The sequence below is a fragment of the Bacillus sp. GbtcB14 genome (genome assembly GCF_019091205.1).
In the GTDB taxonomy this organism is placed as follows: domain Bacteria; phylum Bacillota; class Bacilli; order Bacillales; family Bacillaceae_G; genus Bacillus_A; species Bacillus_A cereus_AG.
This window is the reverse complement of sequence record NZ_JAGXJT010000013.1, coordinates 58891-82933: the sequence shown is the minus strand read 5'-3', so window position 1 is coordinate 82933 and position 24043 is coordinate 58891. Positions and strand designations below refer to the sequence as shown.

The following is a 24043-nucleotide window of genomic DNA, read 5'->3' as shown; positions in this document are numbered from 1 at the left end:
TTGACATATTTTCAAAGGGATATTTTCCGTATACATTGTTAAAAAGATAAATTTGATCGATTCGTTACCATTTCATCCCTATCTTAATCCGAAAAATATTTTGACTTCCGAGCAAATGTCCCTCGATTACTATTGGCTTTAATTGCAATATCCTTGACCGTATGCAATCCATTCCTTTTTCATATATTAATTTAGTTCATGCATTACGTATTGCTTCGTTAGTACGAGCTATACGTAAATTAGTGTATTTTTCTCCCAATTTTCACCTCATAAATTTTTTCAGACATATTTTTATAAAGTGTTCAAAATACAACAGTTCGGCTATTTCTGTTTATTGAACACATGAAATATACAAACTATAATAACAAATATAAATAACCAACACTATGTTGGTTAAAAAATAGGAGGCACTAAAATGAAAAATCAAGTATCAATAGTAGTTGAACATGAATTGAATAACGTAACACCAGAAATGATTGACTGGTGGTGGGATAATATCGATAACTCTGAACGATATAAACTATGGCACCCAGAAGAACATGTTGATTTTAAATGGTTAGTTGATCCTAAAGTACATGGGCATGTAGGGGCCATATCAGCTTCAATTGAATCTGCTGGGGATGGACTAGAATTTCCGCTAAGAATTAGATGGGAAGATCCTAAAGATTGTCCTATAAATACACATTACAGCCATGTTTTAATGGGTTCATGTTTAGATGATAATGACGATGTAATTTCACAAGTAATACATCAATATGAAAAATCCGAGAACGGTACAGTAATGACTTCTACATTCATTTTCCCGAAAGGATTACCACCATTTATTAATCTAAGTGGTTTATATAAACACAATGTAGAAGAAATGAGTGAGTTCAGTAATTTTTTACCAGAACTGTTCAAAGAAAATTTGTAAGGTAACTAAACAAATTAGCCCCCCTCATTTTAGATATGACTAAAATGAGGGGGGCTTTCAATATCAAACCACTCACATTACTTCTCTCAGTAATGCGCTCTGCTCTTCAAATGAAAAACACCTCCGTCAAATTTACATACTTAGTATGCGAATTCAGGAGATATTTTTTCCTGTACCACGATTCGGATTCACTTCAAAATAGCACACGGAGTTTTTATACCATAACGTTTAAATACTCTTTTAATTTCTCTTCTGCATTCACTTCACTTTCTTTATAATCACGCAGCGATTGCAGTACGAAATCATACTGTTCTAAAATATAACTTTCTAATTTCAAGACATCCTCTAAGCTATTAAGCATAATTCTCGTATTACCAATTTCACTTTTTAACGCCGGTTCACACTTTAAACTCGGACATAGTTCTTTCACATCATCTTCTAATATCTCTGTTAATACGTATTTCTTTCGCCCTTTTACTTTTATTCTCATAACTGTATAAAAAGCTTTTATATCTAAATAACTTCCTACATTCAGGCAACGAATCCACTCGATATCACGTTTATTTCGTACAAGTATCTTTTTTACTGCTTCATATACTGCTGTTTCATCAAGTACTTCCGTATCCGATTTCCTGTTTGTTTCTGCTTCAATAGATGCACATTTTTGATAAACAGCTGCACACGTAATACAATCATCAAATGCATTATGAGAACTTAAACGAATGCCAAGCATTCGCTTTAACGTTTCAAGTTTATGATTAGGCGCGTGCTTCATATATTTCTTTGCTAAAAACACAGTGTCAATCACTTTATTTTTAGGTTCAGGCAGCCCAAGCATATTTACATTACTTTTCAAAAAACGCATATCAAAAGATGCATTATGAGCGACAATTACATTTGTATGTAAAAATGCTAAAAATAAAGGTAATATTTCTTCAATCGTCGGTGCATCTGAAACACGATAATTTGTAATACCTGTTAAACTCGTTATCCGGTCTGGAATTGAACGCTCCGGATTCACATAGGAAACAAACTGATCTACTAGTTCATGATTACGATATTTCACTGCTGCGACTTGAATAATTTTATCATTATAAGGGTTAAATCCTGTTGTTTCAAAATCAATTACAACATAATCTAACGGTAAGGATATATTCCCCACTCCATACACTCCTTTATCTCTAAACGTTTATATTTCTTTTATCATAACATGCTGCTATCACTACGTGAAAAAGAAAAGGTAGAAATGTCACTTTCCACTTCTACCTTTTCACCGTTATTTTAATTTAGCAATCCGTTTCTCCATCTCTTTTTGCGTCATCGGTCCAATGAACTTGTCTTGAATGACACCTTTCGTATCTATAAAATACGAAGTTGGGATCGTAATTACTTTATACGCTGTTGTCACATCAATATTCTTGTCCAATAAAATAGGAAAAGTAATTCCTTTCTCCTTAGCAAAATTACTTACCTTTTCTACGCCCCCACCTTTTTCTGAAGGTGTATAATTTATTGCTAAAATTTCTACGTTTTCTTTATGTTCTTTATAGAAAGCCTCCATATCAGGCATTTCTTGCTGGCAAGGTCCACACCACGTTGCCCAAAAGTTTACAATTACTTTCTTTCCTTTCAAATCCGATAACTTTACATTCGTTCCATCTAACTTCGTTAATGCAAAATCTGGTGCACTCTTACCTATTTCAATACCATTACTTGCAATCATCTCTTTCATAGCAGCTTCACTTTTTTCTTGCTCTCCTTGTACCGCCTGATCGTTTTTACCAAACTGTTCATAAGCTGCATATCCCGCTAAAAAAAGTAACACTACAATAATCGTAAGCTTCCGCCACATTTTATATCACCCTAACGTGTTTATCTTGTTATAACTTAATCACCAAAATACTATATATCTTATTTTAGCTTATACGGACAAGCTTGGAAATATTCACAGTCGAAATAATTAGAATATTCTTATTTAAAGTGTGATTTTTTCCTTTTTATCATATAATTAAAAAAACAGATGAATTGTTGCTTATCTTCTTATGGACCCATTCACCTTTTTACTTTCTTATATAACATTCAACAAAAGGGGGATTGTTTATGAATTCATTCGAAAAAACAACATTATATATTCTTAGTTTTCTTTTATATCCCATCGGTATTATTACATGGATCATTTCACTCTTTAGTAAAGATCTTGAAAAAAAGAAAGTAGGGCGGATTTGTCTCTACGTCTCTCTAGTCTCATTCGTCCTTTTCTTAATTCTCGGGATTGCAACTTTCCTTATGACCGCTACTTTTAATGTTGATCTGAATCATTCAGAATCTATCGAGTATCAAATAAATGATACGGAATAAAGATAAGAGCAGTGCTCTTATCTTTATTCACATCTCTTAAAAAACGAATGACTATGCATTAATTTTTCAGGCCTTCCACATGCAACAATACTTCCTTCTTTCATTATGACAACACGATCTGCTAGTATCGCTTTCTCTACATCATGTGTTGCCACAATTCTCGTGACCCCGCTTCCTAATCCTTCTATCATATCCCAAACAGTTTCTTGGTTACTCGGATCTAATCCCGCAGTCGGTTCATCTAACATAATAAGATTTGGATTTGAAACAATGGCACGTAATAATGCAAGACGTTTTCTTTCTCCTCCCGAAAACTCTTCACCACTTTTATGTAATACAGTTTCAATCCCCCCAGGTAAATCTCTAATAATCGGTTTCACATTTACAAGTTCAATATTTTTTTCTAATTGATCTTCTAAATACTCTTCTCCGAAATACATATTATCTTTTACTGTCGTCCGAAAGAAACGAGGTTCTTGCCACACTGTAGTCATACGAGCCTCATTACCATAATAAACAATGCTACCGTTAGATGGTTTATACAACCCTGTCATTAATTTTAAAAGCGTTGTTTTTCCTGCACCACTTTCTCCTACAATAATAACGAGTTCACCAGGATGAATTTGCAAATCAATATTATGAATTCTGCATTTCTCTTCATCATTCTCCTGAAATGAAACATTTGTTACCGTCATCCCCATCGCTCTTTCTACCTTACTATCTGCCCCTCGTTTATCTAAAAAAGAAAAAACTCTATTTGCCGAAGCGACTGCAACTTGTGTCATCATCAATAAATCGCCAACGTAACGAACTGGAAAAAAGAGCATTTCAATTGTGGCTAACACGACAACAAGTGAACCAACTTCCATTTCCCCCTTCATTATTTTTTGCGCGCCTATAATGAGAACAACGATATATGCTCCTGTTTCAAGCACCGTTCCAACTACTCCAATGCAGTGTTGCATCATCGTCTTCTTTACTTCAGTTTTATAAGATTGTGCTGTTACTCCTTTAAATAAGCGAATGGCCCACATTTCTTTTTGCAAACTACGTAAATCTTGTGCTCCTTTGACAAATTGTGACACCATCTCTACAACACTTGATTGATTGTTTTGAGCAACGTTTGCAATATTTCTTACCCTTTTCCCCATCACCACCGGAACCGTTGCACTTAAAAATAAAAACGGAGTTACCCACAATATAAACTTCATATCTATATGTTGTAGTGCTATGAACGCTCCTATAAATTGCGCAATAGCGTGTATATATTCTATTAATATAGAACCATATAACCTAATCCAATTCGGAATATCAGACACAACTAACGTCTCTAACTCTCCTTGTTTAATCTTCTCACTCTCTTCAAACGGTAATGAGAGAAAATGACGCAATACATCTATACGTTTCCTTCGCAATATTCGTTGACTTGCTTTAGAGCTTACATAATCAAATGAAAGATTGTTGATCCACATCAACAATCGGCTAGCTGCAAATAAAATAATGTAAAGGTACGCCTCCTTTAACTCCCGTTGAATCAGGTTATCTATAATTAGCCCTATGAATAGTGGACGAGATAAATTTAAAATAGCAGCAAAGAGTCCACTGCATACAGCTGCTATTACTAATATTTTTTCTTTCTGTAATGGTAACAATATTCTTTTATATTCTTTCATGACATTCCCTCCGTTTTTATAGTAAAAAGAAAGGGATGAAACCAAATGGTTTCATCCCTTTCCATAAAATAAGGAAGCTAACAGTTGTTAGCTTCCTTATTGTTCATTTCAATTATTTAGTTCGACACTTTAGACTCTTCAATTTTCTCACGAAGAACCATTTGCAGGATACCACCGTGACGGTAGTAGTCAATTTCAACTTCACTATCGAAACGAGCTACTACTTCAAATTGTTTTTCGTTGCCATCTGCATCAGTTGCAACTACTTTTACAAGATCGCGTGGTCTAACTGTTTTGTCAATTTGAATTTCAAATGACTCGTTACCAACAAGACCTAATGTTTCAGCACTTTCGCCATCTTTAAATTGAAGTGGTAACACACCCATTAACACTAAGTTACTGCGGTGAATACGTTCGAAGCTTTCTGCGATTACTGCTTTAATACCTAATAAGTTTGTACCTTTCGCAGCCCAGTCACGAGAACTTCCCATACCGTAATCTTTACCAGCAACAACTAGAAGGCCTGTGCCCTCTTCTTTATATTTCATAGCAGCATCATAGATAGATGTTACTTCACCAGTTGGCCAATGTGTTGTATATCCGCCTTCTGTTCCTGGTGCGATTTGGTTTTTAATACGGATGTTCGCGAATGTACCACGCATCATAACTTCATGGTTACCACGACGAGAACCGTAAGAGTTGAAGTCAACTGGTTGTACGCCGTTTTCCAATAAGTAACGTCCAGCTGGTGTGTGCTTACCGATTGAACCTGCTGGTGAAATGTGGTCTGTCGTTACAGAATCACCAAATTTACCAACTATGCGTAAGCCTGATAACGTTTCAACTTCACCTGGCTCTTTTGATAAACCTTCAAAGAATGGTGGGTTTTGAATATAAGTTGAATCATTATCCCAAGTATATAAAGCTTCATTTGAAGTTTGGATTTCGTTCCAACGCTCATTGCTGTTAAATACTTGTGCATATTCTTTCTTGAACAGTTCAGATGTAACAACGCTTTGAACTACATCTTCAATTTCTTTAGCTGATGGCCAAATATCGTTGAAGTATACAGCATTGCCATTTGCATCTTTACCAATTTCATCATTTTTCAGGTCAATATCAACAGTACCTGCAAGTGCATATGCCACAACAAGTGGTGGTGATGCTAAGTAGTTTGCTTTTACAAGCGGGTGAATACGACCTTCAAAGTTACGGTTACCAGATAAAACAGATGTTACTAATAAATCGTTTGCTGCGATTGCTTCTTCTAATTCCTCTGCTAATGGACCAGAGTTACCGATACAAGTCGTACAGCCGTAACCAACTGTTTGGAAACCTAATTGATCTAAATATGTTGTTAAACCTGATTTATCTAAGTACTCAGTAACAACTTTAGATCCTGGTGCTAATGATGTTTTTACGTATTCAGGTACTACAAGTCCTTTTTCAATTGCTTTCTTCGCAACTAGACCTGCCCCAATTAATACGTATGGGTTTGATGTATTTGTACAGCTTGTAATTGCAGCGATTGCAATTGCACCTGTTTTCATCGTTACTTCTTTATCTTCTAATGTAACCTTCACTTCTTTATCGAACTCTTGCTCATTAAATCCAAGTCCTTGTGTTCCAACTGGTGCTAAAACAGCTTTGTGGAACGCATCTTTCATATCTGAAAGTGGAATTAAATCTTGTGGGCGTTTCGGCCCAGAAAGGTTAGATTCGATTGTATTTAAATCAATTTCAACAAGATCAGTGTAAATCGGATCTTTGCTGTCTGCCGTATAGAATAAACCGTTCGCTTTACAGTATTCTTCCACAACGCGAATTTGTTCTTCATCTCTACCTGTTAAACGTAAGTATTCTAATGAAATATCATCAATTGGGAAGAATCCACAAGTTGCGCCATATTCTGGTGCCATGTTTGAAATTGTTGCACGGTCAGCTAAAGGCATGCTCTTTAGTCCATTACCGAAGAACTCAACGAATTTACCAACTACACCTTTTTGACGTAATACTTGTGTTACTTTTAATGCAACGTCTGTTGCTGTAGTACCACTTGGAAGTGTACCAGTTAATTTCACACCGATTACTTCAGGTACTGGGAAGTATGAAGGCTGTCCAAGCATTCCTGCTTCTGCTTCAATACCACCAACGCCCCATCCAAGAACGCCGATACCGTTAATCATTGTTGTATGTGAGTCTGTTCCAACTAATGAATCTGGGTATGCAACTAAGTCACCTTCAGCATTTTTCACAGCATGAACGACTGGTGCTAAATATTCAAGGTTTACTTGGTGTACAATACCTGTAGCTGGTGGAACTGCACGATAGTTATCAAATGATTTTTGTGCCCAGCTTAAAAATTTATAACGTTCTTCATTACGTTTAAACTCTAAGTCCATGTTGAATGCAAGCGCGTCTGCCGTACCCGCTCTATCAACCTGTACAGAGTGGTCAATTACAAGGTCTACAGTAATTTCTGGATTAATTTTATCCGGATCCCCGCCCATGTCTGCCATTGCTTTACGAAGCGAAGCCAAATCAACAACAGCTGGAACACCAGTGAAATCTTGTAAAATTACACGAGATGGTTTAAATGGAACATCTATATCTTGCACATCTTTCGTTCCCCATTTCGCTAAATTTGTAACATGCTCTTCTGTGATTACACGTCCGTCTACTTGACGAAGTACTGATTCAAGTAAAACTTTCACGGAATATGGTAATTGAGATACGTTGCCAACCCCTGCATTTTCAAGCGCTTTCAAATCATAATAATGATACGTTTTTTCATCTACTTCAAAAGTTGCACGTGATTGAAATGGATTATGTTTGACCATTATGTTTCCCCCCTGTTAAACGTGACTAAGTTGTCTGAATATAAAATGTAGACAAACTTTTCAATACCTTACGATAATATCTTATTACAACTTTCTAAATAAGTAAATAATAAGAAACTTATAGATTATCATAAGTTTTCTTTATGTTTCTAAATTTGAATAGCTTTCATGCTCCTTATGAATACTATTACCATAAAGTAAAGTGCTCTATTAGCGCTTTACTTACAGTTCATACATACTATGAACTGCTCATCATTCAACTTACAAAAAAAGTTATAGAGGTGAAATAAAATGAGTAAAAGAAAAGCAAATCATACTATTTCAGGAATGAATGCTGCATCCGCACAAGGACAAGGTGCTGGTTATAACGAAGAGTTTGCAAATGAGAATTTAACTCCTGCAGAGCGACAAAATAATAAAAAACGTAAAAAGAACCAGTAACGAAAAATCCCAAAAGGAACATACACCTTTTGGGATTTTTTCTAGTGTTTATAACGTAATAATTCCGAAACAGTTACAAATCGATACCCCTGCTTTTTCAGCTCAGGCAAAATTTTTGCAAGTGCCGCTACTGTTTGACTACGATCATTTCCTCCATCATGTAACAATACGATATCTCCACTTTTAGCATTTTTTACTACATGATTTACGATGGATTCAACCCCTGGATTGGCCCAATCACGTGGGTCTTGATGCCACGACCATAGAACAATTTGATAACCAGCTTCTTTCGCTGTTTTAAATACAGCATCGTTAATATATCCGCCAGGTGGACGGAATAGCAAAGGTTCTTTCACCCATTTTTTGAAATATTTCTTCCCATCTAAAATATCATTTTCTAATTTTTCATCTGATGAATTACTCGCATACAAATGATTCATCGTATGATTTCCAATTTCATGCCCCTCTTTTAACACTTCTTTCACTAAATATGGATTACGCTGCACTCGAAATCCAATCATAAAAAATGTCGCTTCTGCTTTATATTGACGTAATAAATGTAAAACTTGTGGTGTATAAGTTGGATCTGGTCCATCATCAAATGTAATGGCAATAATTTTTTCATTATTAGGTACTTCCCACGTTACATAGCCAGTTGGTTCTAGCTCTTTTCTGAGCAACATTTTCGCTTCCACTTTTTCAACTTGAAATATATGTACTGCGCATAATAAACAAAAAACGAATAGAAAAATCTTCTGTTTTAGCATAACGTTCGTCAAAGTAATAAGGTTGTCGAATACACAACAATCTCATTTACTTTTCTAATTGATCTACATTTCGCATAATGTTTTGGAGATTATTTTCGTATTGCTCAAGTTGTGGGCGTTGTGTTTCCGAAGCTACTTCTAGTGCATTTTGAATTTGTTCATACGCTTCCTGAACCTCTTGGCGTAACTCTTTTAAATCGTGACCGTAGTTTGGATCATTTTTCACAATGTTATTAAATGCGTTTTCTGCTTGTGTAACTCCTTGCTGCGCTGCTTGAAAAGCTTGTTGTTTATCTTTATGATATGGCATTATATAATCCCCTTTCCATAATAGTTAGTCCCATTTATCTTTACCTTTTTTTCTAAAAACATTCTCGTATAAATTTGCAAACTTCTCTCATTCTAAAGAGAAAGAGGAGGTGTCACATACAATGGGCAAAAACAATCGTGAAGCAAAAGAAAAAAAAGGACAACCCGAACCATTAAGCGGATCTCATAAAGTAAAAAACCGTAACCATTCACGTCAAAAGAATCATGCACATCATGATATGTAAAACAAAAGGTTCACACTAGCTACCTTCGCCACATACAATGTTTATATTTTTCCATTTATTCTTCACCCCTACTTCATTCATGCATAACATGGTATGAATTGAGATTTTACGGAGGGTGTCTTACATGGGCAAGAAAAAGAAGGATTGTCTTTTTCATGTTGATGGTTTCGAAGAATGGATGGATCAATTTTGTTCTGATTCTTGTAGTAACTTTAGTTTTCCAAATCAAATTCATATTGACCTTTGTGAAACTGAACAAGAATACATTCTGGAAACAGATGTACCAAATGTAACAGAACAAAATGTATTCATTAAAAAGATGGAGACAGGCCTAAATATTTGCATACTTCATAAAAATATTTCTTTGCAGCGGATCATTCCTTTACCCGCTACTATTATTTATAAAAAGATGCTAGCCTGCTTAGAGAATGGATATTTAGCCATTCATATTTCCAAAAATGAAGTAGCTGATAAACATGAAAAAAAAGTTCTTTTTCAAATTGAGAATTAAAATAAAGTGAAACTTTAATCAATGGGAGTTTTACTTCCCGCAAATAGTGGAATGAATACAAAAACAAGCCCCAGTCATCTGCTGGGGCTTGTTTTATTTCGCATGTAATTCTAAATTACAATTTCTATCATATCTTTTTTTCAATAAACCTTTTGTAACTACAAGTACAGGAAATGCTACAGTTGAAATTATAGCTAGCGCTGAAAAGACAATAAATCCATTTTGATATCCGTAGTAATCGAGAAGTACGCCCCCAAGCCATGGACCAATTACTGCTCCAATTCCTGAAAACCCCATTGCTCCAAAATATGTTCCTTTTAAATGTGAAGCAGCTATACCATCTATAAACACATCCGTCATTGAAAACATGAGAACTTCTCCAATTGTAAAAATAATTGTGCAAATGGCAGCACCTAGCATAGATTCTACTATTCCAAATCCAAACAATCCTCCGCTCACAAATAAGGTTCCCACCATAATAGATACTAACGGTGTATACTTTTTACATATTTGAATAACAGGGTATTGAATTACGACTACAACAATCGCATTTAAAGCTAACATATACGAAAACAATTTCACACCATCCTGAAATATATGTGCATTTGCAAAATATTGAGATACTGTTGTCGTTAAGTGAGAAAAACCACAATTACTCAAAATAATACCAACTAAAGCAACTAAAAATACGACATCCTTCCGCAATATACGAACTGCATTTAACATTGTAACAGGCTTTTCTGTATTTACTTTCTTTTTTTCAATTGGATACTTCTTAAATTGGAATACCAATATAGCTGTATATAGCATATATACTCCAGCTGCGACTAAAAAAGGAATTGTTGATTTTGCGCTTCCAATCTGTAATCCGACAAGTGGGCCAATCGCTACTCCAACATTGATTGCACCGTAACGCAAATTATATACGAGTAAACGATACTCTGGTTTCGTTAAATCTGATAATAATGCTCTTGACGTAGGTTCAAAAAAAGACCTACATAATCCATTCAAAGCATTTAATAAAAAGAAACTTAAAACATGATTTGCAAACGAAAAGCCTATAAATACAAACACCCAAACAATCATGGACCATATTATAATCATATTTCGGCCGAATCGATCCGATAAATTCCCTCCAATAAAACTAGCAAAAACTCCAACAAGTGCACTCGTTCCGATAATAGCACCCGTCATTCCAGCTGATACACCTTTAACAGTCGTTAAATAAATTGCTAAAAAAGGAATGCTCATTGACGTAGCGAACCTCGCAAATAAAGTCCCTATTATAATTGTTATTCCTAACGGATGAATATTTTGCAACTTCCCCTTCATCTTCAAACCTACTCTCCCTGTTCTTACATAAAAAAAGAAAGCAAAGGATCTGCTTTCTTTTCCCTTTTTATACTTGAGCTGTTGATACTCGAGTTGTTCTCGTTATATCCATATCAATTCCATATGTAAACTGTAATTCTTTACAAACATCTTTAATTAAAATTGCGACATTATACTTTTCATTAAATTGTAAAACTATGTTTTCTACTTCTTCATATGTATACTTATATTCCCCTGTAATGACACTTTTTAAATCAAAGCATTCATTTATACAAAGTTGTACAAGTAGTTGGTCATATTTTTCTAGTACATCTTCTTTCTTCCAAAGTAACTCCTTTACATATAACCGATCAAATTTCACACTTTCTCGGTTACAGTCCGTTAAAATCCGGGTCATTTCATTTAGTTCTCGATATAATTCAGAAATATTTCTGCTTAAACTAAGCAGTTTATCTACGCCGTTTTCATATGACATATTTATTCCACCCCCGCATTTTCTTCCTATTATAGCAAGAAAATTCTAAAAATAGTTTCTTTCTTCTGAAATATTAGGAAACTAATTTCAATTGCTTTACAATGAAACTAGCTAACACGAAAGGGGAAAGAAAATTGGAGCAAAAATTATATTACATCGACGCTTATAAGAAAGACTTTACTACTAAAGTTATAAAGCAAGATTATTGTACAGAAGGAAACTTATATGTTGTCTTAAATGAAACTGCATTTTATCCAACAGGCGGCGGACAACCAAACGACACTGGAACTTTAAATGGTATTCCGGTAAGTAACGTTGAAGAAGTAGATGGAGAAATTCGTCATTTCATAGTAGAACAATTACATACAGAAGAAGTAGAGGGTAAAATAGATTGGAATCGCCGTTTTGATCATATGCAGCAACATACAGCTCAGCACATTTTATCTGCTGCTTTTTGGGATCATTTTAACATACCAACAATTGGGTTCCACCTCGGAAAAGAAACGGTAACAATTGATTTAGAAACGGAAAATCTTCCTACGGAAACAGTTGCAAAGGCAGTGCAAATTGCGAACAAAATTGTTTTTGAAAACCATCCCATCCGCATCGAGTGGATGAACTTAGAAGAAGCGAAAACATTACCTCTTCGTAAAGAACCGACTATGACAGAAAATATACGCGTTGTTATGATCGAAAACTTTGATTATAACGGCTGTGGCGGAACACACCCGAAACGTACAGGTGAAGTAGGTCCTATTCAAGTACTTGGGTGGGAGCGCAATAAAGGTGGCATACGATTAACGTTTATCGCTGGCTGGCGCATACTTAAATTAATGGGGCAACAACAACAAATTATGAAGGATGTTTCTAAACAATTAAACAGTAGCGAAACTGATATTCCAGCAAAAGTAGCACAACTGCTTACTTCTCAAAAAGAAAACGAAAAAGCAATACAAACAATGAATGAAAACTTATTATATGCAGAGGCAAATGAACTACTGCAACAGCCTGTGGAAATACATGCTGGCATACTTATTTCTAAAGTATTTACAAATCGTTCTATGCAAGAAATCGCAAAGCTTTCTGCTATTATTACAGAACAACAAGAGCATGCCCTTACATATTTCGTTATTGAAAATGAGGACAAACTACAATGCATCCTCGCTTGTGGAAAAACAGTCACACTTGATATGAACACACTTTTAAAAGATGCTCTTCCTGCAATTGAAGGAAAAGGTGGCGGAAATAAAAAGAGTGCCCGCGGCGGCGGAAAAGCGATTATGAGCGGAGATGAGTTTTTAAATCAACTTGTTTCTTCTTTACAGTCAGCAGTGTAAAACATTTTAAGGAGATGGCGTCTAGTCAAATTTCAAACTAGAGACATCTCCTTACTTCTTTACTTCGTACATAGCAATACGGTAAATGAAATTACAGGAATGATATTTTTAGTAGTTTGTATTTACAAACCAATATTTTGTTTTAAACCTTGGTAACTTCCTGCATTCAAGAAATTTTCAGATGCAAGTTTTGTGAATTTATCAGAAAAATCATAACTACTTAACTCTTCTATCGCCACCATTTGCACATCATGAATCGGGTTATAATCAAACTCATTAGACGGTAGCGTAATTTCACCTTCAATCCTTTCAAGCAAAAACGTAATATGCAATAAAGACGGGAGAGCATCAGGTTTATCGCAAACATAGAGTAGCTTCTTAATTTTAACTTTTAACCCTGTTTCTTCTTTCATTTCTCGAATCATTGCTTCCTCTAACGTCTCACCATTCTCTACCCTTCCTCCAGGTAAAGACCAATTGCGATTAGCAACTTTTTGCTTTACTAGTAATACCTTTTCATCTTCAATTAAAATTCCGGTAACACGAACTTGCATTACATTTTCCATATGTAATCTCCGCTTCCCATTATATTTACAAATTAACCCTTCCACAAAAAGAACGTATGTTTTATAATTAAAGAAAATTATGGAAGAAAGTAGTTGTTATATTCATGCGTCCACCTTTAACAAAGTCTATATCACTTGAAGATTTCCAAAACTATTACTGGTTAAAAGCAGAACTGCAAACATTTTGTCGTGAACATGATTTGCCAGCTAGTGGCTCTAAAATCGAAATAACCGAGCGTATCTCATATTATTTAACTACTGGTAAAATATTAAAAAACAGCTCTGGTCAAAAGGTGAGTAAAGCTTCCCTCTCTTATAATGACCTTTCTCTTCAAACGATTATTACTAACAATCACCGCTGTAGCGAAGATGTTCGTGCTTTTTTCAAAGAAAAAATCGGAGCAAACTTCCGCTTTACAGTAGCTCTTCAAAAGTTTTTTAAAGAGAATGTTGGAAAAACATATGAAGATGCGATAACGTTTTGGTATGAAGAAAACGAACGAAAAAAAGATCCTACTTATAAAACAACTATCAGCTCGCAGTTTGAATACAATCGTTTCACTCGCGATTTTTTCGAAGATCCAAATAACAAAGGGAAATCAAAAGCTGATGCTATCGCTGCTTGGAATAAAATAAAAGTAAAACCTGGTAGCAATGCTTATCTTCCTCAAAGAGTAGAAAACTAGTCCCTTTCTAGTCTTCTACTTTCTCAAATAATAGCGCAAGCCCTATTCCACCACCAATTCCTAACGTTGCAATTCCATATTTCATATGCTCTCTTTGTGCTTGATAAAACAAACGTGTCACAAGCATAGCTCCAGATGCACCGTACGGATGACCGAGCGCAATTGCACCACCATTTACATTTAATTTTTCATACGGAATTTGTAACGTCTTTGCACAAGCAACAACTTTCGAAGCAAATGCTTCATTGATTTCAAAATAATCGATGTCTTCTACTTTTACATTCATTTCATTTAATAATTTGTTCACCGCAAATATCGGACCAGTCCCCGGAAGATTTGGATTTACTCCCACTACAGCACTATGAACGAAACGAAGAACAGGCTTGTATCCTAATTTTCGTGCTTGCCCCTCTTCCATTACAAGAACGGCACATGCTCCATCATTTACACCGCACGAATTACCTGCCGTTACTGTACCATTTTGTAAAAATGCGGGCTTTGTTCTTTTAATCATTCTTTCATAATTCATTTCTCGTTTGATAGCTTCGTCAAAAGATCCATTAAACGAGAGTATCTCATCTTGTAAATATCCATCCTCTAATGCTTGCAGTGTCCTTTTATAACTAAGACAAGCGTATTCGTCTTGCATTTCTCGCGTTATATTATAACGCTCTGCAACATATTCAGCCGCCACTCCCATATCAGGATCACCAATTGTTTCTGGTGAAAATCGCGCTCTATTTTGAAAAGGTGATGTACTTGTACTCTCTACTCCTCCTGCAATATAACAATTACCTGCGCCGCCTTGAATGAAATGACATGCAGTACGAATCGCTTCCAATCCGGCACCACATTGCCGATCAATCGTTACACCAGGAATATGATAGCCAAGTCCTGCTTCTAAAGCAGATAATCTTGCAACATTCCCTCCCGGTCCAACAACATTTCCTAATATAACATCGTCTATTTCTCTCTCAATTCCTTTACTTAAAAACGTAAGAAGCGGCGTTACTAATTGCTGAACTTCATAATCTTTCAACATTCCATTCTTTTTACCAATAGGTGTCCTTTTCGCTTCTACAATAACCGCTCTCTTCATATATCTTCTCCTGGCTTTCAATCATATTTTTTGCTGCAATACGAGCGATTTTCCCGCTATTTGTATACGGTATTTCATCTACAAAATGCCATTCTTTCGGTATTTTAAACGAGGATAATCGTTGTATGCAAAAACTTTTTAATTGTTGCCTCGTAGCACTTCCTTTTACGATGGCGACAGGTTTTTCACCCCAGTAACTATCTTTCACACCAATTACAACTATTTCATCAACAGCTGGGTGTTCATGTAATACACTTTCTATTTCTTCTGGGAAAATATTAATTCCTCCAAATAAAATCATATTCTTCTCTCTACCCACTATATATATAAAGCCTTCTTCATCTTCATAGCCTACATCTCGCACTGTCATCCAGCCATCCGCAGTCAACTCTGGAACTAAAACCTTATCCAATATGTAGCCCATAAAAAACTGATTACTTTTCACATAAACAGTTCCTATCTCGCCTTTCTGTACTTCTTCTCCTACTTCGTTACATATTCGAACTTGAACATTATGACAAGGTTTTCCTACTGAATTTGGCCTTTTATCGCTCTCTTCATCAACAAGTGCTGTTACAAAACTTAGTTCCGATGCACCGTAAAATTCATATTTTTGCGCATAAGGAAATATACTCTTTATTTTTTCTTTCGCTTCAGCTTCCCATTTCGCTCCTGACGAAATAATTTTCATCCCATTTTCTATTACTCTATTTTCTTTATATAAAGATTCTAGCATTGTCGGAACTGTATACATGACCGAAATATTTTCTGTTTCTAACTTATCCAGTACTTGATCTGGAATAAACTTTTTCATAATATGCACCGTTTGCCCTACATATAATGCACTTATTGCGCCGTATAAAAAAAGAGAATGGACGAGCGTCCCAGCTATTAAAATAGAATCTTCTTTTTCCATATGAAAGTCATGTATATTGCAATCGAAACTATGAACCCACGATTGTTGTGCACGTAAAAATGCTTTTGCCTTCCCAGTTGATCCTGATGTAAATCCCATATAAAACGGAGCATGTTGTACACTTTCTACAATGTGCTCTGTAGGAAGATAGTTCTCTATTATTTGTTTCCATTTATCAATTTCAATTATTCTTCCTTCTTCATCCGCAATGTCATTTAACTTATATCGTTCCGCAATAATCATATCTGGATTACTGATTGCTAGTCTTTCCTTTAGCTCATCCTCTTTCCACTTTATATCTAAGGGCACACAAACCCATCCGGCCATAGCAGCACCAGCAAATAATTGTAAAAACTCCATACTATTTTCTAATACAATTGCTATTGTTTTATTTTTTGATTCTTTTTCATTCAACCAGCTTACTACTTTACATACTGACTCAAACCACTCTTTATATGTTAAAACTCGATTATTTTCCTTTATCGCTATTTTATTTGCTTGTAAAGAGGCATGCTTTTTATATTCTTTTGTAATCCCCATATGAGACGTCCTTTCTTTACAAAATAACAAAAAGAAACACGTAATTAACGTGTTTCTTCTCTTACCTATCCCGCATTTGTATATTTCCCGCCTTTTAGAGCAGGCGTAATAATATGTTTCAATGAACGATGTAATTTCGTTACAAGAACTGCTGCTATAATCGCTTTTATGCAATCACCTGGTAAAAATACAACACTTACTTTCATCGTCTGCCATATAGAAATATCCATTACGAAAGCTTGCACAATGATACCAAATACATAAACTACGAAAATACCACCAATTATATTAATACATAATACTTTTATAATAGAAACTTTACGTAAACGCTCAATTAAATACCCAATGACAAACGCTCCAACAATATAACCAAGTAAATATCCTGCACTTGGCCCAAAAAATACACCAAGGCCACCGCGTCCACCAGCAAGTAATGGTGCTCCCACTCCTACAATCAGCAAGAAAACAAGCTGACTTAATGCACCAAGACGTGATCCTAACAGTCCACCAGCAAGCATAACACCAAGTGATTGTAATGTAATTGGAACTGGTGTAATAGAAAGAGCAATCGGAGGTATTAATCCTAACACTCCCATAATAGCACTAAATAAAGCGACGAAAACTAAGTTTTTTGTATTCATGTTTGCTTCTCCCATTTGTAAACTTAAATTAAAATTTAGATAACATATTACAAGAATTATATTATCTTTCAACCTCCCCTTTGTCAACTTAGTTTTAATAAAAGTTTACAAATAAGGATTCAATTATTTCTCTTTATGCAAATGCTCAAGCTCTTTCCGAAGCGCCTGTTTTAAAAACTTTCCAACAGATGTTTTCGGTATTTCTTCCATAAATACAATATCGTCTGGTAACCACCACTTCGCAAACTGTGGTTTTAAAAATTCATATAGTTCTTCTTTTGTAACAGTGCTATTTGCCTTTTGTACAACGCAGGCAACTGGACGCTCTTGCCACTGCGGGTGTGGAACTGCAACAACGGCCGCTTCAAATATAGCATCATGGGCCATTAAAGCATTTTCAAGATCCACTGAAGAAATCCATTCTCCCCCGCTTTTAATAACATCTTTCGTACGATCAACAATTTTCACGCAGCCTTCCTCATCAACTGTAACAACATCACCAGTATATAACCAACCGTCTCGGAATCCTTCGACAGTACGATCATCGTTATAATAGCTTTCAGCGATCCAAGGTGCTCGTAAACATAACTCTCCCATCTCAGTACCATCCCACTTCACTTCACCGTTTGTACCGACTACTTTCATCTCTACACCAGGGACAAGATATCCTTGTTTTGAGCGGATTTCTAATTGCTCTTCATATGATAATTCTGTTTCATAACTTTTTAAACGTGCAAGTGTTACGAGTGGGCTTGTTTCAGTCATACCATATGCATGTACGAAAGGAACATTATATTTTTGCTCAAATGCTTTAATAACGCTTTTCGGTGCAGCAGCACCACCGCATAATATTCTCGTTATACTAGATAAATCGTAACTATTATTTTCTAATTCTTGTAATACACCGAGCCAAATTGTCGGCACACCTGCTGCTATCGTTACTTTTTCAGCTTGAATCATCTCTAATAAAATTTTTGGAGTAAACATTGGTCCTGGCAGAACTTGTTTAGTTCCAAACCAAGTAGCTGCAAAAGGAAGCCCCCAAGCGTTCACATGGAACATCGGTACAATTGCCATCGCCGCATCACTTTCCGATAAAGCAGCTGTATCCGCTAAACCGAGTGCCATACAATGCAGTACAGTACTACGATGCGTATATACAACACCTTTTGGGTTTCCTGTAGTCGCTGACGTATAACACATACCAGCAGGTGTATTTTCATCAATATCTTTTACAAATTGGAAATTCGGATCGCCTTCTTCTAATAGTTTTTCATAATGATATACAGGTTCTAGCGTAGTATTGGGAAGTTCATCTTTATCAGTCATAATAATGTAGGCTTGTACAGTTGATAATTGTGATTGAATATTTTCAACGAGTGGTACGAGATCTTCATCTATAAGTAGAATTCGATCTTCTGCGTGCTGAATAATGTATGAAATATGTTGAGGAGATAAACGAATATTAATTGTGTGTAAAACGGAAGCAATACCAGGAATAGCAAAATATGCCTCCACATGTCGATGATGATTCCACGCTAAGGTACCTACACGTTCACCTTCCTTAATCCCAAGCTTTTTTAACGCACTAGAGAGTCTTCTCGTCCTTTCTCCAAGCTGCTTATACGTTAATGTCGTAATGGTATCATGTGTACGAGAAACGATTTCTTTCTTCGGGAATAATTTTTCGGCTCTTTCCATCATAGAACTAATTGTTAGAGGTACATTCATCATCATATTGGTTACATCCTCCCTTTAAAGCGTTTTCATTTTTATATATTATAACAGACTTCAACAAATATTTACGATATTTTTCAGTATTTTCTGAATTATTTCCAAAGAAATAATTCAGATCAATAAAAAAACATGTTTTGAATACACTGATCCGAAACATGTTTTTTATTTTTTATAAACTATCTACCTTTTTTCTTACTTTCTTTTTCATTTTAAAAATAAAACGATTACTGTATTCCTTATTTTCTACTAAAATTCGATACATCTCCCACACTCCTACAACACGAACAAAAAGATAGACTCCAATTGCAATAAGTACAACACAGTACGGATAATACTGCACTAATTCTCCTGAAGTGATATGCTTTTTCTCAAACAAAAACGGTATTGCTCCTGCTGCTATAAAACAAAATCCAACGATCATTACTGCAGCATACTTCTTCTTAATTACTTCATATCTTTTTGTCAATTCTTTTAGAAAGTTTTGATCAAATAGTAGTTCTTCTTTTTTCAATACATTGTATCGACTCTCTTCTATCGTTGCCGGTACCATCATTGCTCCAATTCCAAGAACAGCAATGATAATAACAAGGAATGTCGACATTGTTGCATTTTCTTTAAATAATAAATACGGTATTGTCGATAAAATGAGCAAACTAAATCCTAACGCAATATATTTAGAAATTTTTTGCCCATACACTATATACCCTTCTGCCATTTCTTTACTTACGTAATAGCCTTCCACATTTTCATTACTTTGCTCAGCAGTTTCTTTTAATAAATAGTCGAGTGATACTTCAAATACATTTCCAATCATTATTAACTTTTCAGTTTCAGGAAAACCTTGACCGTTTTCCCATTTACTAACCGCTTGCCTTGTTGTGTTTAATTTCTCAGCTAATGCTTCTTGAGAAAGGCTCTTTTCCTTTCTTAATTTAAAAAGCTTTTCACCAAATCCCATATGTGTGTCCCCCTTTGTTTTCTTACCTAAATTGTATGTAAACATTGCCCTTATCTCTATCTTCCTGCAGTTGCACTTTGTCAACTTACGGTTGCGATTGTGTTATATAGCGGTTTTCTATACGATTTAGCTAGTTTTCTTCTGTGATTATCGCGTTAATAAAACACCCTTCCCTAATAACCAATTATAACAATTAAAGGTAATTATTGTTATTAAAAAAACACAAAAAACTCCCTTATTCATTTAAAGGAGCTTTCGATATGAAACATTCCAATAAGGACTAATTTTTCTTCCTCATATTAATTCACAATTTCTTCTATACATTTTTGTATGTCATATAGCGACAGTATATGTTGTCATCTCCTTATATAAGGCATACTCACATATATGTAAAATATTACTCCTATTAACTTCCCTAATAAAAACACTTCTCAATAATCATAACGGCTTCTGCTTAAACTTTTCATAATGTCGTACTTTTAATACAAGGATATTCCCGCAATCTGTACAAATATAAGCGTCTACTGGTGAAGATGTGAACATCGTCTCTTTTTTCCGTATTTGTGCATATCCGACAAACTCACCTTCTCCTATGTTTTGAGAACCACAAGTAGAGCATGTTTGCACGTCTTTCTGTTTCATGAGAGCACCACCTTTAATCTGTTTTCACTCCCTTCGACAGTTCACTTCCATTTCCCTTCCAAAAAACCTCTTATTCTCTTACATTTCAACAGGAATCTCAGAACAAACATCGTATATGTACTATGAAATATATTTATTGACGGAGGAATTTTATGAGTACTATTATGACGCTCAATACAGCACAAGAAATAGAAAACGCAGAAATACATATGCTTTCTTCTAGAGTAGCGCTACTGCAAGCGATAAGTGAAAACCCAATGCAAGTACAAATGAAAAAGTTCGGGAGCGCCACTGCCTTTTCATCAAAAATAATTGCTGGTCCTGCCTTTAATACGGTAAAAGGTATTACAAATACAGATGAGATAGATAAAATTATCTCTTATTATGGATCATTACAAATTCCTTGCCGTTTTGAAATTACACCAGCGCAAGGTACAGCTGAACTATTTCAATACTTATCTCAAAAGGGGTTTTACCAATCTAGCTTCCATACCGCTTTATATAGTATACCGAGAGAAGATCCGTCCCTTCTTCCTTCTAACATTTCAATACGCCAACTAAAAGAAAATGAGTTTGATATGTTTGCAGACATATATGTACGCGGATTTAATATGCCAGCCTTTACAAAAGATGGTGTGCGCCAAAATAACGAAATTCTTTACGATAAACCAGGATGGCATTTTTTCATAGCAGAAGTTCAAAATACTCCTGCGAGCATTGGTGTCCTGTATATAAATAATGGGATTGCCTCATTAGCTGCTTCTGCTACTTTGCCAGAATTTCAGCGTAAAGGCTGTCATACTGCATTAATTCAACAACGAATTGAAAAAGCTATAGCCACGAACTGTCATTTAATAGTTGGACAAGCAAGGTTCGGGAGCGGCAGTCAAAATAATATGGAACGTGCCCATATGAAAATTGCTTATACAAAATCAATATGGACTGCAAAAGGCATGTAATTTACATTCTTTCTCTTCTCATTACGAAATTATACATTTTATGACGATTCCTTTTCTACCCTATTAATCATTTGAATATTCAAACTAGATTTGTTACGCTATTACTAGATACATCATTCAACTTGCAATATGAAAAGAGAATTCTAATCAAACTACAAGGAGGAGACGTGTATGAATAAGCATGATCATGGTTTAAAAGAAAAAGTAGAAGGTGCTATTGATAAAGTAAAGGGTGAAGTAAAAGAAGTTGTCGGGAAAGTAACTGACAATAAAAAATTACAAGCTGAAGGAAAATGGGATAAAGTGAAAGGCACTGCTAAAGATACTGTCGGTAATGTAAAAGAAAAAGTTCATGAATATAAGGAACATAAATAAAAAAAACACGTTAGATGTATTTCCATCTAACGTGTTTTTTTATTTTATAAGATTTTATCTTTACTTTATATACATAATGAACTAAATAACATACAATATTTTTTTATTTCTCTATACTCTTTGTAAGCGGTTCTTTAAAGGCATTTCTATGCCACACAGCAAAAACAATAAGAGAAATAATAAAGAATACAACAAGACATATACCCAAATAATCAAAATTAACTACCTGTATGAAATTCCAAAACGGGCCCTGTAAATTATAGCTTTCAATAAGCAAAGATAATAATTGATAACCCCCTATTAAAAAGGCCGTTATAACAGATATTGAGGTAATTAATACATTATATGAATTTCTTATTCGACTATTTTCCATTGCCCACTTATAATTCGTATTCATGAATGTACTATCTAATGTATCCATCAATGACATTCCTGCAGCAAACAAAATGGGAAAAGCAAATATACTTACAAGCGGGATAGATTGACTTGTTGCAGTTACTGTAGAAAGAGCAATTAATCCGATTTCACTTGCTGTATCAAAGCCAAGACCAAATAAAAAACCGATTATATACAATTGCTTTTGACTATCAATAAACGTAAATAAGCGTTGCGTGAAACGGTATATAAATCCTAAGTTCTCTGGCTGCTTATCCTCTTTGCTTCGTAACACTTTAATAAGATACAACAGATTGGTAAGACCGATAATAATAAGAAATGTACTAGAAACAATTGTTCCGATAATACCGCCTATAGTAGAAAAACTCTCCATTCCATGTTTTGCTGTTTTTCCAATTAAAGCAATTAATACGATCATCACAAATACTACAGTAGAGTGTCCTAATGAGAAGTAAAACCCCACCCCCTGTGAGTTTTTACCTTTTTCAATTAATTTCCGAACAGTATTATCAATTGCGACAATATGATCACTATCAAACGCATGACGCAATCCTAAAGAATATGCAATAATAGCCATTCCGATTATGCTATTACCTTTATACAGTGCCGGTAATAATAAGAGAATTCCAAGCACATGAAGAAATATAATAATAACAAAAAAATTAGTTGCCTTTTTCAGTTCACTTTTCCACATAGTTACTAACCCTTTCTACTTTAAATTGAATACTTTTGAAAAAGAAAAGTGCCATAATAAAAACTACAATCGTTATAATAGTCGCTAAAATAATTACAAAATTATTTAACACGTCTGTATGATTTGTAAGTGTTAACAGAGCTGGTACTGTTGCAGTAATCCAGGATTCAACGAAGCAAACAATACCTACATAAATATGAATCTTCTTTTTCAATCCATCTTGTAGGAAAAATAAAAACCAAAGGAATGCCCAAAAGAACCAAATTATTGTACTTTGTAGACTTCCACTCTCATGTAATTGATTCACTATTCCCATAACCGTTGCAATGATAGCAACCCAAAGAGAATAGTAACCTACACCTGAAGAATCAAGTTTTAATATATTCGTAAGACCAACATATAAATAAGTAAAACCAAATAAAAAAATAGTTCCATTAGATAGGATAGTCCACTCATCGGATTGACTTCCTGTAAATAATAAATATAATGGTGTCACAGTTTGTAATGCCCCTACAAATAAATTAAAGTATCCTACACTTTTGCTATCAATGAGTTTAAAAGCTGCTAGTGAATTCATAAATAGAACTGCACCGACAAACAATAATCCCACATTAGTCATAGTATCCCCTTCTC

Annotated in this window: 26 protein-coding genes; 9 read left to right on the top strand and 17 right to left on the bottom strand. The window is 34.9% G+C overall.

Annotated elements, in window-relative coordinates; all coding sequences use genetic code 11:
- Positions 1–415: 415 nt before the first annotated feature.
- On the top strand, positions 416–913 hold the full coding sequence (locus tag KVT31_RS25635; protein WP_088097299.1) for a DAPG hydrolase family protein: 498 nt from the start codon (positions 416–418) through the stop codon (positions 911–913).
- 214 nt (positions 914–1127) lie between these two features.
- Here KVT31_RS25635 and KVT31_RS25630 read toward each other — a convergent pair whose 3' ends face one another.
- Both KVT31_RS25630 and KVT31_RS25625 read right to left on the bottom strand, forming a co-directional pair.
- Positions 1128–2075 (bottom strand): 3'-5' exonuclease, encoded by a 948-nt coding sequence (locus KVT31_RS25630; protein ID WP_088097300.1) that lies wholly within the window; start codon positions 2073–2075, stop codon positions 1128–1130.
- A gap of 114 nt (positions 2076–2189) precedes the next feature.
- Positions 2190–2765, bottom strand: coding sequence for a TlpA family protein disulfide reductase (locus KVT31_RS25625; RefSeq protein WP_088097301.1), 576 nt, complete (start codon positions 2763–2765; stop codon positions 2190–2192).
- A gap of 248 nt (positions 2766–3013) precedes the next feature.
- Here KVT31_RS25625 and KVT31_RS25620 point away from each other — a divergent pair, with 248 nt between their 5' ends.
- Complete coding sequence (locus KVT31_RS25620) at positions 3014–3271, top strand: hypothetical protein (protein WP_088097302.1); 258 nt, start codon at positions 3014–3016, stop codon at positions 3269–3271.
- 23 nt (positions 3272–3294) lie between these two features.
- Here the strand turns inward: KVT31_RS25620 and KVT31_RS25615 are convergent, their stop codons facing one another.
- Both KVT31_RS25615 and acnA read right to left on the bottom strand, forming a co-directional pair.
- On the bottom strand, positions 3295–4944 hold the full coding sequence (locus tag KVT31_RS25615) for an ABC transporter ATP-binding protein (protein WP_140392520.1): 1650 nt from the start codon (positions 4942–4944) through the stop codon (positions 3295–3297).
- A 116-nt stretch (positions 4945–5060) separates the two neighbouring features.
- Positions 5061–7784: an aconitate hydratase AcnA gene (gene acnA / locus KVT31_RS25610; RefSeq protein WP_088097304.1), complete on the bottom strand. Its 2724-nt coding sequence runs from the start codon at positions 7782–7784 to the stop codon at positions 5061–5063.
- Between the two features lie 291 nt (positions 7785–8075).
- Between acnA and sspO the strand changes: the two genes are divergently transcribed.
- The gene (gene sspO / locus KVT31_RS25605; protein WP_072191489.1) at positions 8076–8225 is read left to right on the top strand and encodes an acid-soluble spore protein SspO; all 150 of its coding nucleotides are present in this window, start codon (positions 8076–8078) and stop codon (positions 8223–8225) included.
- Between the two features lie 41 nt (positions 8226–8266).
- Here sspO and pdaB read toward each other — a convergent pair whose 3' ends face one another.
- Positions 8267–8992 carry a polysaccharide deacetylase family sporulation protein PdaB gene (pdaB, locus tag KVT31_RS25600; protein ID WP_097819619.1) on the bottom strand — a complete coding sequence of 242 codons (726 nt, stop codon included), beginning with the start codon at positions 8990–8992 and terminating at the stop codon, positions 8267–8269.
- A gap of 46 nt (positions 8993–9038) precedes the next feature.
- Positions 9039–9302 (bottom strand): hypothetical protein, encoded by a 264-nt coding sequence (locus KVT31_RS25595; RefSeq protein WP_001146295.1) that lies wholly within the window; start codon positions 9300–9302, stop codon positions 9039–9041.
- Positions 9303–9423: 121 nt separating this feature from the next.
- Between KVT31_RS25595 and KVT31_RS25590 the strand changes: the two genes are divergently transcribed.
- Both KVT31_RS25590 and KVT31_RS25585 read left to right on the top strand, forming a co-directional pair.
- Positions 9424–9546 (top strand): small acid-soluble spore protein P, encoded by a 123-nt coding sequence (locus tag KVT31_RS25590; protein WP_000517650.1) that lies wholly within the window; start codon positions 9424–9426, stop codon positions 9544–9546.
- Positions 9547–9670: 124 nt separating this feature from the next.
- Positions 9671–10057 (top strand): Hsp20/alpha crystallin family protein, encoded by a 387-nt coding sequence (locus KVT31_RS25585; protein WP_140392521.1) that lies wholly within the window; start codon positions 9671–9673, stop codon positions 10055–10057.
- Between the two features lie 93 nt (positions 10058–10150).
- On the opposite strand, the gene KVT31_RS25580 is transcribed toward KVT31_RS25585, so the two are convergent.
- Complete coding sequence (locus KVT31_RS25580; RefSeq protein ID WP_088097307.1) at positions 10151–11389, bottom strand: MDR family MFS transporter; 1239 nt, start codon at positions 11387–11389, stop codon at positions 10151–10153.
- Positions 11390–11456: 67 nt separating this feature from the next.
- A complete protein-coding gene (locus KVT31_RS25575; protein ID WP_140392522.1) occupies positions 11457–11864 on the bottom strand; it encodes a hypothetical protein in 408 nt (135 codons plus the stop codon).
- Positions 11865–11998: 134 nt separating this feature from the next.
- Between KVT31_RS25575 and KVT31_RS25570 the strand changes: the two genes are divergently transcribed.
- Positions 11999–13201, top strand: coding sequence for an alanyl-tRNA editing protein (locus KVT31_RS25570; protein WP_170930148.1), 1203 nt, complete (start codon positions 11999–12001; stop codon positions 13199–13201).
- Positions 13202–13323: 122 nt separating this feature from the next.
- Here the strand turns inward: KVT31_RS25570 and KVT31_RS25565 are convergent, their stop codons facing one another.
- Entirely contained in the window at positions 13324–13767 is a 444-nt protein-coding gene (locus KVT31_RS25565; protein WP_088097310.1) for an NUDIX hydrolase, read from the bottom strand.
- A gap of 104 nt (positions 13768–13871) precedes the next feature.
- Here KVT31_RS25565 and KVT31_RS25560 point away from each other — a divergent pair, with 104 nt between their 5' ends.
- The gene (locus KVT31_RS25560) at positions 13872–14453 is read left to right on the top strand and encodes a DUF6434 domain-containing protein (protein WP_088097311.1); all 582 of its coding nucleotides are present in this window, start codon (positions 13872–13874) and stop codon (positions 14451–14453) included.
- 7 nt (positions 14454–14460) lie between these two features.
- Here the strand turns inward: KVT31_RS25560 and KVT31_RS25555 are convergent, their stop codons facing one another.
- The 6 genes from KVT31_RS25555 to KVT31_RS25530 form a co-directional block, all read right to left on the bottom strand.
- A complete protein-coding gene (locus KVT31_RS25555; protein WP_088097312.1) occupies positions 14461–15552 on the bottom strand; it encodes an acetyl-CoA C-acyltransferase in 1092 nt (363 codons plus the stop codon).
- Entirely contained in the window at positions 15506–17008 is a 1503-nt protein-coding gene (locus KVT31_RS25550) for an acyl-CoA synthetase (protein ID WP_088097313.1), read from the bottom strand. Before KVT31_RS25550 ends, KVT31_RS25555 begins: the two co-directional genes overlap by 47 nt.
- A gap of 65 nt (positions 17009–17073) precedes the next feature.
- Complete coding sequence (locus KVT31_RS25545; RefSeq protein WP_088097314.1) at positions 17074–17649, bottom strand: biotin transporter BioY; 576 nt, start codon at positions 17647–17649, stop codon at positions 17074–17076.
- 123 nt (positions 17650–17772) lie between these two features.
- A complete protein-coding gene (locus KVT31_RS25540; RefSeq protein WP_088097315.1) occupies positions 17773–19386 on the bottom strand; it encodes a long-chain fatty acid--CoA ligase in 1614 nt (537 codons plus the stop codon).
- Between the two features lie 169 nt (positions 19387–19555).
- Complete coding sequence (locus KVT31_RS25535; RefSeq protein WP_088097316.1) at positions 19556–20344, bottom strand: helix-turn-helix domain-containing protein; 789 nt, start codon at positions 20342–20344, stop codon at positions 19556–19558.
- A 438-nt stretch (positions 20345–20782) separates the two neighbouring features.
- A complete protein-coding gene (locus KVT31_RS25530) occupies positions 20783–20986 on the bottom strand; it encodes a hypothetical protein (protein WP_088097317.1) in 204 nt (67 codons plus the stop codon).
- Positions 20987–21138: 152 nt separating this feature from the next.
- Here KVT31_RS25530 and KVT31_RS25525 point away from each other — a divergent pair, with 152 nt between their 5' ends.
- Positions 21139–21945 (top strand): GNAT family N-acetyltransferase, encoded by an 807-nt coding sequence (locus KVT31_RS25525; protein ID WP_088097318.1) that lies wholly within the window; start codon positions 21139–21141, stop codon positions 21943–21945.
- 171 nt (positions 21946–22116) lie between these two features.
- The gene (locus KVT31_RS25520; RefSeq protein WP_088097319.1) at positions 22117–22320 is read left to right on the top strand and encodes a CsbD family protein; all 204 of its coding nucleotides are present in this window, start codon (positions 22117–22119) and stop codon (positions 22318–22320) included.
- Positions 22321–22423: 103 nt separating this feature from the next.
- Here the strand turns inward: KVT31_RS25520 and KVT31_RS25515 are convergent, their stop codons facing one another.
- Positions 22424–23410 carry a HoxN/HupN/NixA family nickel/cobalt transporter gene (locus KVT31_RS25515; protein WP_088097320.1) on the bottom strand — a complete coding sequence of 329 codons (987 nt, stop codon included), beginning with the start codon at positions 23408–23410 and terminating at the stop codon, positions 22424–22426.
- A complete protein-coding gene (locus KVT31_RS25510; RefSeq protein ID WP_088097321.1) occupies positions 23397–24029 on the bottom strand; it encodes an AmiS/UreI family transporter in 633 nt (210 codons plus the stop codon). Before KVT31_RS25510 ends, KVT31_RS25515 begins: the two co-directional genes overlap by 14 nt.
- Positions 24030–24043: the final 14 nt, after the last annotated feature.